Annotated in this window: 10 protein-coding genes; 8 read left to right on the top strand and 2 right to left on the bottom strand. The window is 69.6% G+C overall.

Features of this window, described 5'->3' with window-relative positions:
• The first annotated feature begins 186 nt into the window (after positions 1-186).
• From ACH4YL_RS07770 to glgB, 4 genes are all read left to right on the top strand, one after another.
• Entirely contained in the window at positions 187-2196 is a 2010-nt protein-coding gene (locus ACH4YL_RS07770; RefSeq protein WP_398506615.1) for a maltotransferase domain-containing protein, read from the top strand.
• The gene (gene treS / locus ACH4YL_RS07775) at positions 2193-3899 is read left to right on the top strand and encodes a maltose alpha-D-glucosyltransferase (protein ID WP_398505837.1); all 1707 of its coding nucleotides are present in this window, start codon (positions 2193-2195) and stop codon (positions 3897-3899) included. Before ACH4YL_RS07770 ends, treS begins: the two co-directional genes overlap by 4 nt.
• Positions 3900-4075: 176 nt before the next feature.
• Complete coding sequence (locus tag ACH4YL_RS07780; protein ID WP_398505839.1) at positions 4076-5458, top strand: maltokinase; 1383 nt, start codon at positions 4076-4078, stop codon at positions 5456-5458.
• A gap of 60 nt (positions 5459-5518) precedes the next feature.
• Entirely contained in the window at positions 5519-7858 is a 2340-nt protein-coding gene (gene glgB, locus ACH4YL_RS07785; protein ID WP_398505841.1) for a 1,4-alpha-glucan branching enzyme, read from the top strand.
• Here glgB and ACH4YL_RS07790 read toward each other — a convergent pair.
• Positions 7815-10031, bottom strand: coding sequence for a HelD family protein (locus ACH4YL_RS07790; protein ID WP_398505843.1), 2217 nt, complete (start codon positions 10029-10031; stop codon positions 7815-7817). The two genes, glgB and ACH4YL_RS07790, sit on opposite strands and share 44 nt — an antisense overlap.
• A gap of 405 nt (positions 10032-10436) precedes the next feature.
• Between ACH4YL_RS07790 and ACH4YL_RS07795 the strand changes: the two genes are divergently transcribed.
• From ACH4YL_RS07795 to trxA, 4 genes are all read left to right on the top strand, one after another.
• Positions 10437-12290, top strand: coding sequence for an alpha-L-fucosidase (locus ACH4YL_RS07795; RefSeq protein WP_398505845.1), 1854 nt, complete (start codon positions 10437-10439; stop codon positions 12288-12290).
• Between the two features lie 63 nt (positions 12291-12353).
• Positions 12354-13037 (top strand): alpha/beta fold hydrolase, encoded by a 684-nt coding sequence (locus tag ACH4YL_RS07800; protein WP_398505847.1) that lies wholly within the window; start codon positions 12354-12356, stop codon positions 13035-13037.
• 52 nt (positions 13038-13089) lie between these two features.
• Positions 13090-13491 (top strand): MerR family transcriptional regulator, encoded by a 402-nt coding sequence (locus ACH4YL_RS07805; protein ID WP_398505849.1) that lies wholly within the window; start codon positions 13090-13092, stop codon positions 13489-13491.
• Positions 13488-13838 carry a thioredoxin gene (trxA, locus tag ACH4YL_RS07810; RefSeq protein WP_398505851.1) on the top strand — a complete coding sequence of 117 codons (351 nt, stop codon included), beginning with the start codon at positions 13488-13490 and terminating at the stop codon, positions 13836-13838. The genes ACH4YL_RS07805 and trxA overlap by 4 nt, the downstream gene beginning before the upstream one ends.
• Before the next feature lie 13 nt (positions 13839-13851).
• On the opposite strand, the gene ACH4YL_RS07815 is transcribed toward trxA, so the two are convergent.
• On the bottom strand, positions 13852-14757 hold the full coding sequence (locus ACH4YL_RS07815) for an NAD(P)-dependent oxidoreductase (protein WP_398505853.1): 906 nt from the start codon (positions 14755-14757) through the stop codon (positions 13852-13854).
• Positions 14758-14791 lie beyond the last annotated feature (34 nt).

Raw genomic sequence — 14791 nt, forward strand, 5'->3', positions numbered from 1 at the left:
ACATGCGCGACCGCACCCCTCTCAGCATTCCATCCGCCACCCGAGTGAACGCGGACAGGAGCGCCCATGCCCGGAGCCCGCCAGTCGTCGACTGAGCAGCTACAAAGAACCAGCAAACTCCGCATAAATGCACAATCCGCTCAGCCTGCCCAGCCCGCACAGCTCTCAGGTGATGACGTGAACCCGTTGATCGGCCGTATTCCCGTCCTGGACGTCCGTCCCCAAGTCGACTGCGGGAGAAGGCCCGCAAAAGCAGTCGCCGGTGAGACCTTCCAGGTCAGCGCCACTGTCTTCCGCGAGGGCCATGACGCGGTCGCCGCAAATGTCGTGCTGCTCGATCCCAGCGGGCAGCCGGGCCCCTGGACCCCGATGCGCGAGCTCGCGCCCGGCACCGACCGCTGGGGTGCCGAGATCACTCCGGACGCCGAGGGCCGCTGGACGTACTCCGTCGAGGCCTGGAGCGATCCGGTCGCCACCTGGCGGCACGCGGCCCAGATCAAGATCCCGGCCGGCATCGACACCGCGCTGGTGCTGGCGGAAGGCGCCGAGCTGTACGAGCGGGCCGCCGCCGGCGTGCCCAAGCGCGACGGCCGGGAGGCGGTGCTCGCCGCGGTCGACGCGCTGCGCGACACGTCACGGTCCTCCGCGGCCCGGCTCGCCGCTGCGTTCGCGCCCGACGCCAAGGCCGCGCTCGCCCGTCATCCGCTGCGTGAACTGGTCACGTCCTCAGCTCCGTTGCCGCTGCTCGTCGAGCGCCGGCGCGCCCTGTTCGGCTCCTGGTACGAGCTGTTCCCGCGCTCCGAGGGCGCCGTGGTCACCGAGGGCGCCCCGCCCGTCTCCGGCACCTTCCGCACCGCGGCCGAGCGGCTGCCCGCCGTCGCCGCGATGGGCTTCGACGTCGTCTATCTGCCGCCGGTCCACCCCATCGGCAGCACCTTCCGCAAGGGCCCGAACAACACCCTGTCCCCCGGCGCCGACGACGTCGGCGTCCCCTGGGCCATCGGCTCCCCCGACGGCGGCCACGACGCGCTCCACCCGGATCTCGGCACCTTCGACGACTTCGACCACTTCGTCCGCACGGCACATGATCTGCGCATGGAGGTCGCGCTCGATTTCGCGCTCCAGTGCTCGCCGGACCATCCCTGGGTCAAGGAACACCCGGAGTGGTTCCACCACCGCGCCGACGGCTCGATCGCCTACGCCGAGAACCCGCCGAAGAAGTACCAGGACATCTACCCGATCGCCTTCGACAAGGACATGCGCGGCCTGGTCCACGAGACGCTGCGGGTGCTGCGCTTCTGGATGGACCACGGCGTACGGATCTTCCGCGTCGACAATCCGCACACCAAGCCGGTCGTGTTCTGGGAGAAGGTGATCGCGGACATCAACCGCACCCACCCGGATGTGATCTTCCTGGCGGAGGCGTTCACCCGCCCGGCGATGATGCACACGCTGGCCGCCATCGGTTTCCAGCAGTCGTACACCTACTTCACCTGGCGCAACACGAAACAGGAGCTGACCGAGTACCTCACCGAGCTGTCCGGCGAGGCCGCTTCGTACATGCGTCCCAACTTCTTTGTGAACACGCCCGACATCCTGCACGCCTATCTCCAGGGCGGCGGCCGGCCGGCGTTCGAGGTGCGTGCGGTGCTCGCCGCGACGATGGCGCCCTCCTGGGGTGTGTACGCGGGTTACGAGTTGTGCGAGAACGCTCCGCTACGGGACGGTAGCGAGGAGTATCTGAACTCGGAGAAGTACCAACTGCGCCCGCGCGACTGGGAGTCGGCGGAACGGGAGGGCCGGACCATCGCCCCGTTGATCACCTCGCTCAACCGGATCCGCCGCCGCCATCCGGCGCTTCAGCAGCTGCGCGACATCCACTTCCACCCGGTCGACAACGACCAGGTGATCGCGTACTCGAAGTCCGCGAAAGGCGCTTCCGGTTCGAACACCGGCGACACCGTGATCGTGATTGCCAACCTCGACCCCCACCACACCCAGGAGGCAACGGTCTCGTTGGACATGCCGCAACTCGGCCTCGACTGGCACGAGACCGTACCGGTGCGCGACGAGCTCACCGGCGAGACCTATCACTGGGGCAGATCCACCTATGTGCGCCTAGAGCCGGGCGTCACGCCCGCGCACATCGTCGTTCTGCGACCGTCCCCGCCGACCGGAGGGTCACCCACATCATGATCGTCAATGAGCCCGTCCACGACCTGTTCGAGGACACCCCCGCCAAGGACCGCGATCCCGACTGGTTCAAGCGGGCCGTCTTCTACGAAGTCCTGGTGCGGTCCTTCCAGGACAGCAACGGCGACGGCATCGGCGACCTCAAGGGCATCACCGCCAAACTGGACTATCTGCAGTGGCTCGGCGTCGACTGCCTCTGGCTGCCGCCGTTCTTCAAGTCCCCGCTGCGCGACGGCGGTTACGACGTCTCCGACTACACCGCGGTACTCCCCGAGTTCGGCGACCTCGCCGACTTCGTGGAGTTCGTGGACGCGGCGCACCAGCGCGGGATGCGCGTCATCATCGACTTCGTCATGAACCACACCAGCGATCAGCACCCGTGGTTCCAGGAGTCCCGCAGCGACCCTGAGGGGCCCTACGGCGACTACTACGTCTGGGCCGACGACGACAAGCAGTTCCAGGACGCCCGGATCATCTTCGTCGACACCGAGACGTCCAACTGGACCTTCGACCCGGTGCGCAAGCAGTACTACTGGCACCGGTTCTTCTCGCACCAGCCCGATCTCAACTACGAGAACCCGGCGGTGCAGGAGGAGATCATCTCCGCGCTGCGCTTCTGGCTGGACCTGGGCATCGACGGCTTCCGGCTCGACGCCGTGCCGTATCTGTACCAGCGGGAGTCCACCAACTGCGAGAACCTCCCGGAGACCCATTCCTTCCTCAGGCATGTGCGCAAGGTGATCGACGCGCACTACCCGGACACCGTGCTGCTCGCCGAGGCCAACCAGTGGCCGGAGGACGTCGTCGACTACTTCGGCGACTTCACGGCCGGCGGCGACGAGTGCCACATGGCGTTCCATTTCCCGGTGATGCCACGGATCTTCATGGCCGTACGGCGCGAATCCCGCTACCCGGTCTCGGAAATCCTGTCCAAGACCCCGGCGATCCCGCAGAACTGCCAGTGGGGCATCTTCCTGCGCAACCACGACGAGCTCACGCTCGAGATGGTCACGGACGAAGAGCGCGACTACATGTACGCGGAGTACGCCAAGGACCCGCGGATGCGCGCCAACATCGGCATCCGCCGCCGGCTCGCGCCGCTGCTGGACAACGACCGCAATCAGATCGAGCTGTTCACCGCGCTGCTGCTGTCGCTGCCGGGATCGCCGATCCTGTACTACGGCGACGAGATCGGGATGGGCGACAACATCTGGCTCGGTGACCGGGACGCCGTGCGGACGCCGATGCAGTGGACGCCCGACCGGAACGCGGGCTTCTCGTCCTGCGACCCGGGCCGGCTCTATCTGCCCACCATCATGGATCCGGTCTACGGCTACCAGGTCACCAATGTCGAGGCGGCGATGGCCTCGCCGTCCTCGCTGCTGCACTGGACCCGGCGGATGATCGAGATCCGCAAGCAGAACCGGGCCTTCGGGCTCGGCTCGTACACCGAACTGGCCTCGTCGAACCCGGCGGTGCTCGCCTTCACCCGCGAGTACAAGGACGATCTCGTGCTCTGCGTGCACAACTTCTCGCGTTTCGCGCAGCCCACCGAGCTCGATCTGCGCGAGTACAGCGGACGGCATCCGGTCGAGCTGATCGGCGGGGTGCGCTTTCCCGCCATCGGACAGTGGCCCTACCTGTTGACTCTCGCGGGCCACGGCTTCTACTGGTTCCGCATCAGAAAGGAAGGCCCTGCCTCCTGAGGCGCCCGCTGTTCCACAGGTGACGAGACGTACCTCCCGCGGGGCGGTTTCCACCGCCCCGCACCGGGCAGTCTCCCCCTCATCCCCGCGCGCCGCCGGACAGCCACTGCTGTAATCCGGGACACTCTGCGCATACAGCGCCATTGGAGTGCATCTCGGGGAAAGGACGCGATGCCATGTCGGAGGCTGCATCCACCCGGACTCCCGTCGCTCTCCTCCCGTCACTCGCGCCACTGCTGCACCATTGGCTGCCACGGCAGCGCTGGTTCGCCGGCAAGGGCCATCCCGTCACGGGTTTCTCGCTCGTCGCGGCCAGCGAGCTGCTGCCGCTGGACGGCACGGGCCCGGGCCTGCTCCATCTGCTGGTGCGCGTCCAGCAGCCCGGACTTGCGGCCGGCTCCTCGCAGGACTGCTATCAACTGCTGCTCGGCGTACGCGAGACGCTGCCGCCGCATCTCGCGCCAGCACTGATCGGGCGTCCCGCCGAGGGCCCGCTGGCCGGGCGGACGGTGTACGAGGGACTGCTCGATCCGCGGCTGGCCGAGCTGATCCTGGAGCGGCTGCGTACGCCGGGCTCGCTCGGGCCGCTGCGTTTCGACCGGTTCGACAAGGCCCCGGCGCTGGGCGGCGCGCTCGTCGCGCGGCCGCTGGAGGCCGAGCAGTCCAACTCGTCGCTGGTCTACGGCGATGCGTACATCCTCAAGGTCTTCCGCCGGGTCCAGCCGGGCCCCAACCCCGATCTGGAACTGCCGCTCGCACTGGCCCGCGCCGGTTGCGGCCGGGTGCCCGCGCCGGTCGCCTGGTACGAGTCCAGTGAGCCGGAGCCGTACACCCTCGGTGTGCTCCAGCTGTTCCTGCGCGGCTCGCAGGACGGCTGGCTGCTCGCGCTGGACGCGCTGGCCCGCGGCCGGACCTTCACCGACGAGGCCCGCGCGCTAGGCCGGGTCACCGCCGAGGTGCACACGGCGCTGGCGGACGAGCTGCCGACGGTGATGCTGCGCCGGCCGCAGACGGAAATACTGGCGGCGGCGATGACGCAGCGCCTGGAGGCGGCCGCGCAGTCCGTGCCCGCGCTGCTGCCGTACGCGCCCCGGCTGCGCACCGCCTTCGACGCGCTCGCCGCGCTCGGCCGCAGCGGACGCGTCTGGCGGGCCCAGCGCGTGCACGGCGATCTCCATCTCGGCCAGACGCTGCGCGGCGGCGGCCGGCACGCGGACGGCCACTGGTCGGTCATCGACTTCGAGGGCGAGCCGGCCCGCCCGCTCGCCGACCGCCGCAGGCCGCAGCCGCCGGTGATAGACGTCGCCGGCATGCTCCGCTCCTTCGACTACGCGGCCCGCACCCACCGCCCCTGGAACCCGTCCTGGGCCGAGCACTGCAGGACGGCGTACTGCGAGGGCTATGCCGAGGCGGGCGGCGCCGATCCGCGCACCGAGCCCGAACTGCTGCGCGCGTACGAGACGGACAAGGCCGTGTACGAGGTCGTGTACGAGGCCCGGCACCGGCCCGACTGGCTGCCGGTCCCGATGGCCGCGATCGACCGGCTGGCCGCCACGTGACCCCGCCGGGCCACCACATGAACCATCACCGCCCGCACCGCTCCAAGGAGGCCGACCCCCGTGACCGCCCGCCCCCCGTCCCGTAATTCCTCCGACCCCTATGTGCCCAAGCGCCCGGCCGACGCCTCCCCGGCGAAGCCGCGGGCCAAGAAAGCGGCGGCAGCGCCACGGGCGGGTGGCAGCCACGGCGTGCGCGCGGCCCGGCCGCTCTCCGACGGCGACCGGGAGCGGCTGCTGTCCGGCGGCCACCACGATCCGCACGGGCTGCTCGGCGCGCATGTCCAGCGCGGCGGCGTCGAGCTGCGGGTACTGCGCCCGTTCGCCCGGCGGGTGACCGTGCTCGGCAAGGGGCTGCGGGCGGAGCTGCACGAGGACGGCGACGGCCTGTTCTCCGGAATGCTGCCCCTGCGCACGGTCCCGGAGTACCAGCTCCTGGTCGCGTACGACGCGCCGGACGGCGAAGGCACCGTCGAGGTGGAGACGCACGACCCGTACCGCTTCCTGCCCTCGCTCGGCGACCTCGATCTGCATCTGATCGGCGAGGGCCGGCACGAGGAGCTGTGGCGGGCGCTCGGCGCGCAGCCGATGGCGCACCAGGGCGTCACCGGCACCCGTTTCACGGTCTGGGCGCCGAACGCGCGCGGAGTGCGGGTCGTCGGCGACTTCAACTACTGGGACGGCACCGGCTTCCCGATGCGCTCGCTGGGGTCGACTGGGGTGTGGGAGCTGTTCGTGCCGGGCGTCGGCGAGGGAGCGCTGTACAAGTTCGACATCATGCGCCCGGACGGCTCGCACACCCTGCGCGCCGACCCGATGGCCCGGCGCACCGAGGTGCCGCCCGCCAACGCGTCGATCGTCACCGAGTCCCACCATGTGTGGCGCGACGAGGAGTGGATGACGCGCCGCGGCGACCGCCCGGTGCACGAAGCCCCGCTCTCGGTCTACGAGGTGCACCTGGCCTCGTGGCGCCCCGGACTGACCTATCGCCAGCTGGCTGTACAACTCCCGGCGTACGTCAAGGACTTGGGCTTCACGCATGTGGAGTTCATGCCGGTCGCCGAGCATCCCTTCGGCGGCTCCTGGGGCTACCAGGTCACCGGCTTCTACGCACCGACGTCCCGGATGGGCTCGCCGGACGACTTCCGCCACCTGGTGGACGCGCTGCACCGGGCCGGGATCGGCGTGCTGGTGGACTGGGTGCCGGCGCACTTCCCGAAGGACGACTGGGCGCTCGCCGAGTTCGACGGCCGCACGCTGTACGAGCACGAGGACCCGGCGCGGGCCGCGCACCCGGACTGGGGCACGCTCGAGTTCGACTACGGGCGCAAGGAGGTCCGGAACTTCCTGGTCGCCAACGCCACCTACTGGTGCGAGGAGTTCCACATCGACGGCCTGCGGGTGGACGCCGTCGCCTCGATGCTCTATCTCGACTACTCGCGCGAGCACGGCGAATGGTCGCCGAACGAGCACGGCGGCCGGGAGAATCTGGACGCGGTCGCCTTCCTCCAGGAGATGAACGCCACGGTCTACCGGCGCTGCCCGGGCGTCGTCACCATCGCCGAGGAGTCCACGGCCTGGGACGGCGTCACCCGGGCCACGCACCATGTCGGTCCGGGCGGCTTCGGCGGCCTCGGCTTCGGCCTGAAGTGGAACATGGGCTGGATGCACGACTCACTGGGCTATGTCTCGCACGAGCCGGTGCACCGCAAGTTCCACCACAACGAGATGACCTTCTCGATGGTGTACGCGTACAGCGAGAACTACGTCCTGCCGATCTCGCACGACGAAGTGGTGCACGGCAAGCTCGCGCTGGTGTCCAAGATGCCCGGCGACTGGTGGCAGCAGCGCGCCAACCACCGCGCGTATCTCGGCTTCATGTGGGCGCACCCGGGCAAGCAACTCCTCTTCATGGGCCAGGAGTTCGCCCAGGGCGCGGAGTGGTCGGAGGGCCATGGCCCGGACTGGTGGCTGCTCGACCCGTCGTACGCGGCGGAGCCGGACCACCGGGGCGTACGGGATCTGGTGCGGGACCTGAACAAGGTGTACGCGGCGGCGCCTGCCCTCTGGCAGCGGGACACCGTGCCGGAGGGCTTCGCCTGGATCGACGGAGGCGCGGCCGAGGACAATGTCTTCGCCTTCCTCCGCTTCGACGCGGACGGCGCACCGCTGCTGGCGGTGTCCAACTTCTCGCCCGTGGTGCGCCACGAGTACCGGATCGGCGTCCCACCGGCCGTCCCCGCCTGGACGGAGGTCCTGAACACGGACGCCGCGCGGTACGGCGGCGGCGATGTGCTCAACCCGGACCCGCTGAAGCCGGAGTCCACGGCGGCGCACGGCCACCGCACCAGCGTCACCCTCACCCTGCCGCCGCTGGCGACGGTGTGGCTGCGGCCGGTCTGACGATCCCGAGCCGCTGGGTCGCCCGGGTGAGCGCCACATAGAGGTCGTTGGCGCTCATCCGGTCCGGGTCGACGACGAGGACGGTGTCGAACTCCAGGCCCTTCGCCTGGCGGGGATCGATGAGCACGACGGACCGGGACAGGTCCAGCGGCCCGTCGTCCTGTGCCAGCCCACCGAGCCGGTGGTGCAGTTCACGCGGTGCGATCACCGCGAGCCTGCCCTCGTCGGGAGTCTCGTCGGCGGCGAGCCGGGCCACCTCCGCGAGGGGCACGGTGCGCTCCCACGGCTGTACGCCCGTCGAGCGGATGGAGCGAGGCGGCTCGAAGGCGGGGTCGGTGGCACGGCGCCGCTCGGACGCGTAGTCCATGATCTCGGCGGGCGTGCGGTAGTTGACGCCGAGCCGGGCCAGCTCCCAGCGGTCCTGGACGAACGGGGCGAGGATCTCCTGCCAGGAGTCGCAGCCGGCCAGGTCTCCGGTCTGTGCCGGGTCGCCGACCAGGGTCATCGAACGGGTCGGACTGCGCCGCATCAGCAGCCGCCAGGCCATGGCCGACAGCTCCTGCGCCTCGTCGACGATGATGTGGCCGAAGGCCCAGGTCCGGTCGGCGGCGGCGCGCTCGGCGGCGCTGCGGTGGTCGGCCTCCTCCTGGCGCTCGGCCATCCGCTCGGCGTCGATGATGTCGTGCGCGGCGAGGACCTCGGACGCGTCTTCGTCGACGTCCTGCTTGTCCTCGAACTCGTAGGTACGGGAGGCGTAGGAGACGTCGAGCACACCCTGTGCGTAGGCGATCTGCCGAGCCCGCTCGGCCTCGGCGGCGGCCAGGGCTGCGGAGTTGTCCTCGCCGAGGAGTTCGGCGGACTCGTCGAGAAGGGGCACGTCGGCGGCGGTCCATGCCGCTGTCCTGTCGCGCCTGATCAACTCCGTGTCGTCCTCGCCCAGATGAGTGGGCTCCGCCAGATAGTCGGCGAGGAACTCCTGCGGGGTCAGCGGGGGCCACAGTGACGCGACGGCGGAGTGCACGTCGGCGCTGGCGGCGACGGCCTTGCCGAGCTGGGCGATGTCGTCGGGGCCGAGGAAGTTGGGGCCGCCGTACGGGTCGGCGCCGATCCGGTCGGCGAGCTGGGTGGTCAGATCGTCGATGATCCGGAAGACGAAGTGCGGGCGGGCGAGGTTGTGCGGCAGCCCGGTCTCGCGGGCCTTGTGCCGTGCCTCGACGGCCATGTCCCAGTCGACCAGCAGCTCTCCGTCGTCGTGCGGGATCACGATCGGGGCGTCCTTCTCGGGCACCTTCTGCCGGTCCCGTACGGCCTCCGCGAGTACGCGGGCCATGTCCGCCCGGCCCTTGACGGCCGCGGCGGCCGGGCTGTCCGCGCCGGTGGCCGTGACGCCCGGGAACAGCTCGCCGACGGTGGCCAGCAGCACGCCCGTCTCGCCGAGCGAGGGCAGCACCTCGCCGATGTAGCCGAGGAAGGCGGGGTTGGGCCCGACGATCAGCACGGCGCGCTTGGCCAACTGCTCGCGGTTCGCGTACAGCAGATACGCGGCCCTGTGCAGCGCGACCGCGGTCTTCCCGGTTCCCGGTCCGCCCTCGACGACGAGCACTCCGCGCTGCGGTGCGCGGATGATGTGGTCCTGCTCGGCCTGGATCGTCGACACGATGTCGCCCATCCGGCCGGTCCGTGCGCTGTTCAGCGCGGCAAGCAGCACCTCGTCGGCGTCGTGCGACTCGTATCCGGTGCGGGTGGTGTCGGCGAGATCCATGATCTCGTCGTGCAGGGCGGTGACGGTGCGCCCGTGCGTGGTGATGTGCCTTCTGCGGCGCAGCCCCATCGGCTCATAACCGGTCGCGAGATAAAACGGTCGCGCGACAGGAGCCCGCCAGTCGATCAGCAGCGGAGTCCGTTCCTCATCGTCCCGCCGGATTCCCGCACGCCCGATGTGGTACGTCACTCCGTCGCGCCGGTCGATCCGTCCGAAACAGAGCCCGGAGTCGGCGGCATTCAGCGCGGCGAGCGAGGCGGAGTGCTCGACCACACCGATATCGCGCTCCACGCGCGCCTGTCGACCGGTGCTGACCTGCGCGATCGTCGAGTGCATGGCAGCTTCGGCCTCGGCCCTGAGCTGGTCGAGCCGCTCGTGGGCGAGGGAGACGAATTGTTGTTCCTGCCGCATTTCCCCAGTTGACAATTCAGCTCCTGACGCGATATGGTGCCTTTATTGAACTTCTCCGCATGCTTTAGCATGACTTAAGCGCACGACGCTCAACTACCTAATATACTCAGAGAAAGACCCCGGCCGTCAATTCGGTTCCGGGGTATTTTTCTGTTTCTTTCGCGGCCGGAAGGCCGGGGTCTGCGCGGGCACGAGCCCGTCCTGCCGGAGGAGGCCGGACCTCCCGATGAGCCCTTTCGATGAGCCTCACTCGTCATCGGATGAATGCCGTCGGCAAACCCCAACTCCCGCCAACATCACCCTTGTTGAACGCATTGACATCCGATGAATCCCGCGTCCATCCTTCCCTCTGCGACAGGAGGACGCCCTGTTGCGCGCACGCTCCCCACCACATCTGGAGCCGCCATGCGTGCCATCCGTAGGAGATCCCTCCGATCCTTCAGGTCCCTGAGGACGCTGTCTTTACTGCTCGGCGCCGTCCTGCTTGCCGTCACCGCGCCCGCCGTGACCGCCGGGCCGGCCGCCGCCGCGGGGCCGGGAACGAACCACGCCACCGACGATCCGTTCACGTCGTCCCGCACCAGCTGGTTCCGCAACGACAAGTTCGGGATGTTCATCCACTTCGGCGCGTACTCGCAGCTGGAGGGCGAGTACACCCGCTCCGACGGCACCGTCTGCCGGAACGCCGAATGGATCAAGCGGTCCTGCGCCATCCCGACCGGCGAGTACGAGGCAGCCGCGCGGCAGTTCAACCCCTCCGCCTTCGACGCCCGGGCCATCGTCACCGCGGCGAAGAACGCGGGCCAGAAGTACATCGTGATCACGTCCAAGCACCATGACGGATACGCGATGTGGCCGACGAAGCAGAACACCTGGAACCTGCGCGACCACTCCTCCTTCAGCGCCAGCCGCGACATCCTCGCCGAGCTCAAGACCGAAGCGGACGCGCAGGGCATCAAGCTCGGCTTCTACTACTCGATCTGGGACTGGCACGACCCGGACTTCCCGAACCCCGCCACCTTCCCGGCGTACCGCACCCGGATGTACGCGCAGCTCAAGGAGCTGATCGACAACTACGATCCGGCGCTGCTCTGGTTCGACGGCGAATGGGACACCGACAACCCGGTGAACCGCTGGTCACCGCAGGACGGCGCCGCGCTGGAAACCTATCTGCGAGGTCTCGACCCGAGCCTGATCATCAACAACCGGGTCGGCAAACGGCGCGTCGTCGACGGCGACTACGGCACCCCGGAGCAGAGCATCCCCGGCGCTCCGGTCGACGGCCAGCTGTGGGAGAGCTGCATGACCCTCAACAACAGCTGGGGTTACGCGAAGCACGACAACAACTGGAAGACGGCCACGACCGTCGTCCAGAATCTGCTCGACATCTCCAGTCGCAGCGGCAACTACCTGCTCAACGTCGGCCCGGACAAGCTCGGCCGGATCCCCGCGCCCTCGCTCGACCGGCTCGACGATGTGGGCCGCTGGCTGAACACCGCCGGGCAGGGATCTGCCGTGTACGGCACGGGCGGCGCCACCGGACTCGTCGCCGACCCGGCGTGGGGCGCGGTCGCCCGCAAGGGCCACGCCAAGCTGTACGCCTCGGTGTTCACACCCTCCTGGCCGGCGGCCGGGCAGGCGCTGCACCTCACCGCGAAGGTGCCGTTCACGGTCAACAGCGCCCGGGTGCTGAACAGTTCGCAGACCGTCAGTGTCACCAAGGCCGGCGACGGCTTCGACATCAGACCGTCCGGCGCCGCCGTGGACGGCGCGGCCTCGGTCATCGAACTCTCGATCACCCCGCCCTCGCCGACGGCCGCCGGCACCGGCACCGGCCTGAAGGCCGAGTCCTTCGCCAACACCACGTTCACCGGCACCCCGGCAGCCACCACGACCGACCCCACCATCAACAAGGCCTACCGCTTCGACGGCTCCCCGGCCCCGGGCATCCCCGCCGACAACTTCGCCACCCGCTGGACGGGCTTCGTCCAGCCCCGTTACAGCGAGCCGCTCACCTTCACGTCCGTCTCCGACGACACGGTCCGCGTCTGGGTCGACGGCCGGCTCGTCGTCGACAACACCACGCCCCATGTGCCGCAGCTGAACAAGGCCACGGTCACCGGCCTCCAGGCCGGACGGAAGTACGCGATCAGGGTCGAGCACACGGAGCGGACCGGTGAAGCGCATATGAAGCTGTTCTGGTCCAGCCCGAGCATGGAGCAGGTCATCGTCCCGAGGTCTCAGCTCTACGTCTCCTGACGCGGGCCCGATCCGCCGGTCGGGCCGAGCCGCGTTGTCAGACCCCTGCGCTACGTTGCCGGCATGACTGAATTCGTACTCGTGGCGGGCGCGTGGCTCGGATCGTGGGCGTGGGACGAAGTCGTGCCCGAGCTGCAGGCGGCCGGGCACGGCACCCACCCCCTGACGCTGTCCGGCCTCGCCGAGAAGCAGGGCATCCCGGCCGGGCAGCAGACCCATGTACAGGACATCGTCGACGAGATCGAGCGCCTCGATCTGCGCGATGTCGTCCTCGTCGGCCACAGCTACTCGGGCATCCCGGTCGGCCAGGCCGCCGAACGGATCGGCGACCGGCTGGCCCGCGTCGTCTTCGTCGACTCCGAAGTCCCGGTGAACGGCGCGGCGTTCGCCTCCGCGAGACTGGCGGCCGCGATCGCCGAGAACGGCGGCTTCTGGGCACCCCTGACCGCGCCCGACTGCGACGGCCAGGGCCTCACCGGCGAACAGACCGCCAGGTTCGTCGGTGGCTCGACACCCCACCCGGGCGCCACACTGACCGAGCCGGCCGTGCTGGCCCGCCCGCTCGGCGAGCTCCCGGCGACCTATATCAAGTGCCTGCTGGACGGACCCGAGCCGAACGACGACGTGGCCGAACTGCTCAAGAGCGAGCGGTGGCGGCTGGTCGAGATGGACACGGGCCACTGGCCGATGTTCTCCCAGCCGGTCGAGCTGGCACGGATCCTGAACCGGTCGGCCGCGGAGTCCTGAGGCGGCAACCACCGTTGCCTTGACCCCGACGTCAAGGATTACCGTCGAAGACATGCGAATCGGCGAGCTTGCGGAGCGGGCCGGGACCACGACCCGCACTCTGCGCTACTACGAGTCCCGCGGACTCCTGCCCGCGCGGCGCACCGGCAACGGCTACCGCACGTACGACGAGGACGACGTGCGGCTGATCCAGCAGATCCGGACGCTGCAGGACTTCGGCTTCGAGCTGGAGGAGACCCGGCCCTTTGTCGAGTGTCTGCGCGCCGGCCACCCGGCGGGCGACTCCTGCCCGGCCTCGCTCGCCGTCTACCGCCGCAAACTCGCCGAGCTCGACGGCCTGATCGACCAGCTCCAGTCGGTCCGCGCCCAGGTCGGCGCGGAACTCGCGCGGGCCGAGGCGGAGCTGCCGGGCGGGCCCGAACCGCGCTGTGAAATGGGAGGGACGAGCGAATGATCCACGCAGAGGGCGTCGCCGAGGTGACGGACGCCGACTTCGACAACGAGGTGCTGGCGGCAGACCTCCCGGTCCTGGTCGAGTTCACGGCGGACTGGTGCCCGCCGTGCCGCCAGATCGCGCCGGTGCTGAGCGCCGTCGCGCGCGAGGAGGCGGACCGGCTGAAGGTCGTGCAGCTCGATGTGGACACCAATCCGGAGACCACGACGCGGTACGGCGTGCTCTCGATGCCGACGCTGATGGTCTTCCGCAACGGCGAACCGGTGAAGTCGATGGTGGGCGCCCGGCCCAAGCGCCGCCTGTTGCAAGAGCTGGAGGACGTGCTCCAGCCGGTCCCGGGCAGGTAGCTGCCTGTCCGGACTACGCGGCCGACGGGTTCTGGTCCCGGTCCGCGAGCACCTCGTACGTGCTCGCCCAGTCGTCGTCCCGGTGGCCCTTCGCCACGGCCCGGTCCGCGACCGACTTGATCGACTCCAGCTGCGAGACATCGAGCCCGCGCGTGCGGGCCGCGTGCAGGATGTGGTCCACGCCCGCGGCCATCATGCCGAGGTTGGCCTGCGTGCCGGGGTAGCTGCTCGCGTCGATGTTGGCGGCCGTGTACTCCGCGATGGGCGGCAGGATCTGGACGATGGTGCTGAGATACGGCGCGAGGTCGGCCGCCTTGACGCCGTCGCCGGTGGCCAGGGCGTAGGCGTGCACCAGGCCCGAGATGCTGCCGTAGAAGAAGTCCAGCAGCGAGAGGTCGTAGATCGCGGCGAGGCCCGGGTCCGTGCCGACGAAGGCGGCCTTGCCGCCGAGCGCCTTGAGCGTCGGCTCGTGGCGGTCGAAGGCCTCCTGCGAGCCGGAGTAGAAGAGCAGCGCCTCGGGCGAGCCGATGAGCGGGGTCGGGACCATCACCGCACCGTCGAGATGGGCGATGGAGTGTTCGGCGGCCCAGGCGGCGGCCTCGCGGGAGCGTTCCGGGGTGTCCGAGGTGAGGTTGACCAGGACGCGGCCCTCGAAGGCCTCGGCCAGCGGTGCGAGGATCGCCTGTGACGCGTCGTAGTCGACGACGCAGACGACGGTCAACTCAGTTGCCCGTACCGCCTCTTCGGCGGTTTCGGCGCGCACCGCGCCACGGACGACCAGGCTGTCGCCCTTGGACCGGGAGCGGTTCCAGACGGTGGTGGGGTGGCCGGCTTCGAGGAAGGCTCCGGCGAGGGCCTGGCCCATCGCGCCGAGGCCGATGACCGTGACCGGGGTACGTGGCGTGTTCGTGGTCGACATGACAGCCATGCTTCTTCGGCGCCCACCGGCCCAC

Source organism: Streptomyces sp. NPDC020681 (genome assembly GCF_044334895.1).
In the GTDB taxonomy this organism is placed as follows: Bacteria; Actinomycetota; Actinomycetes; order Streptomycetales; family Streptomycetaceae; genus Streptomyces.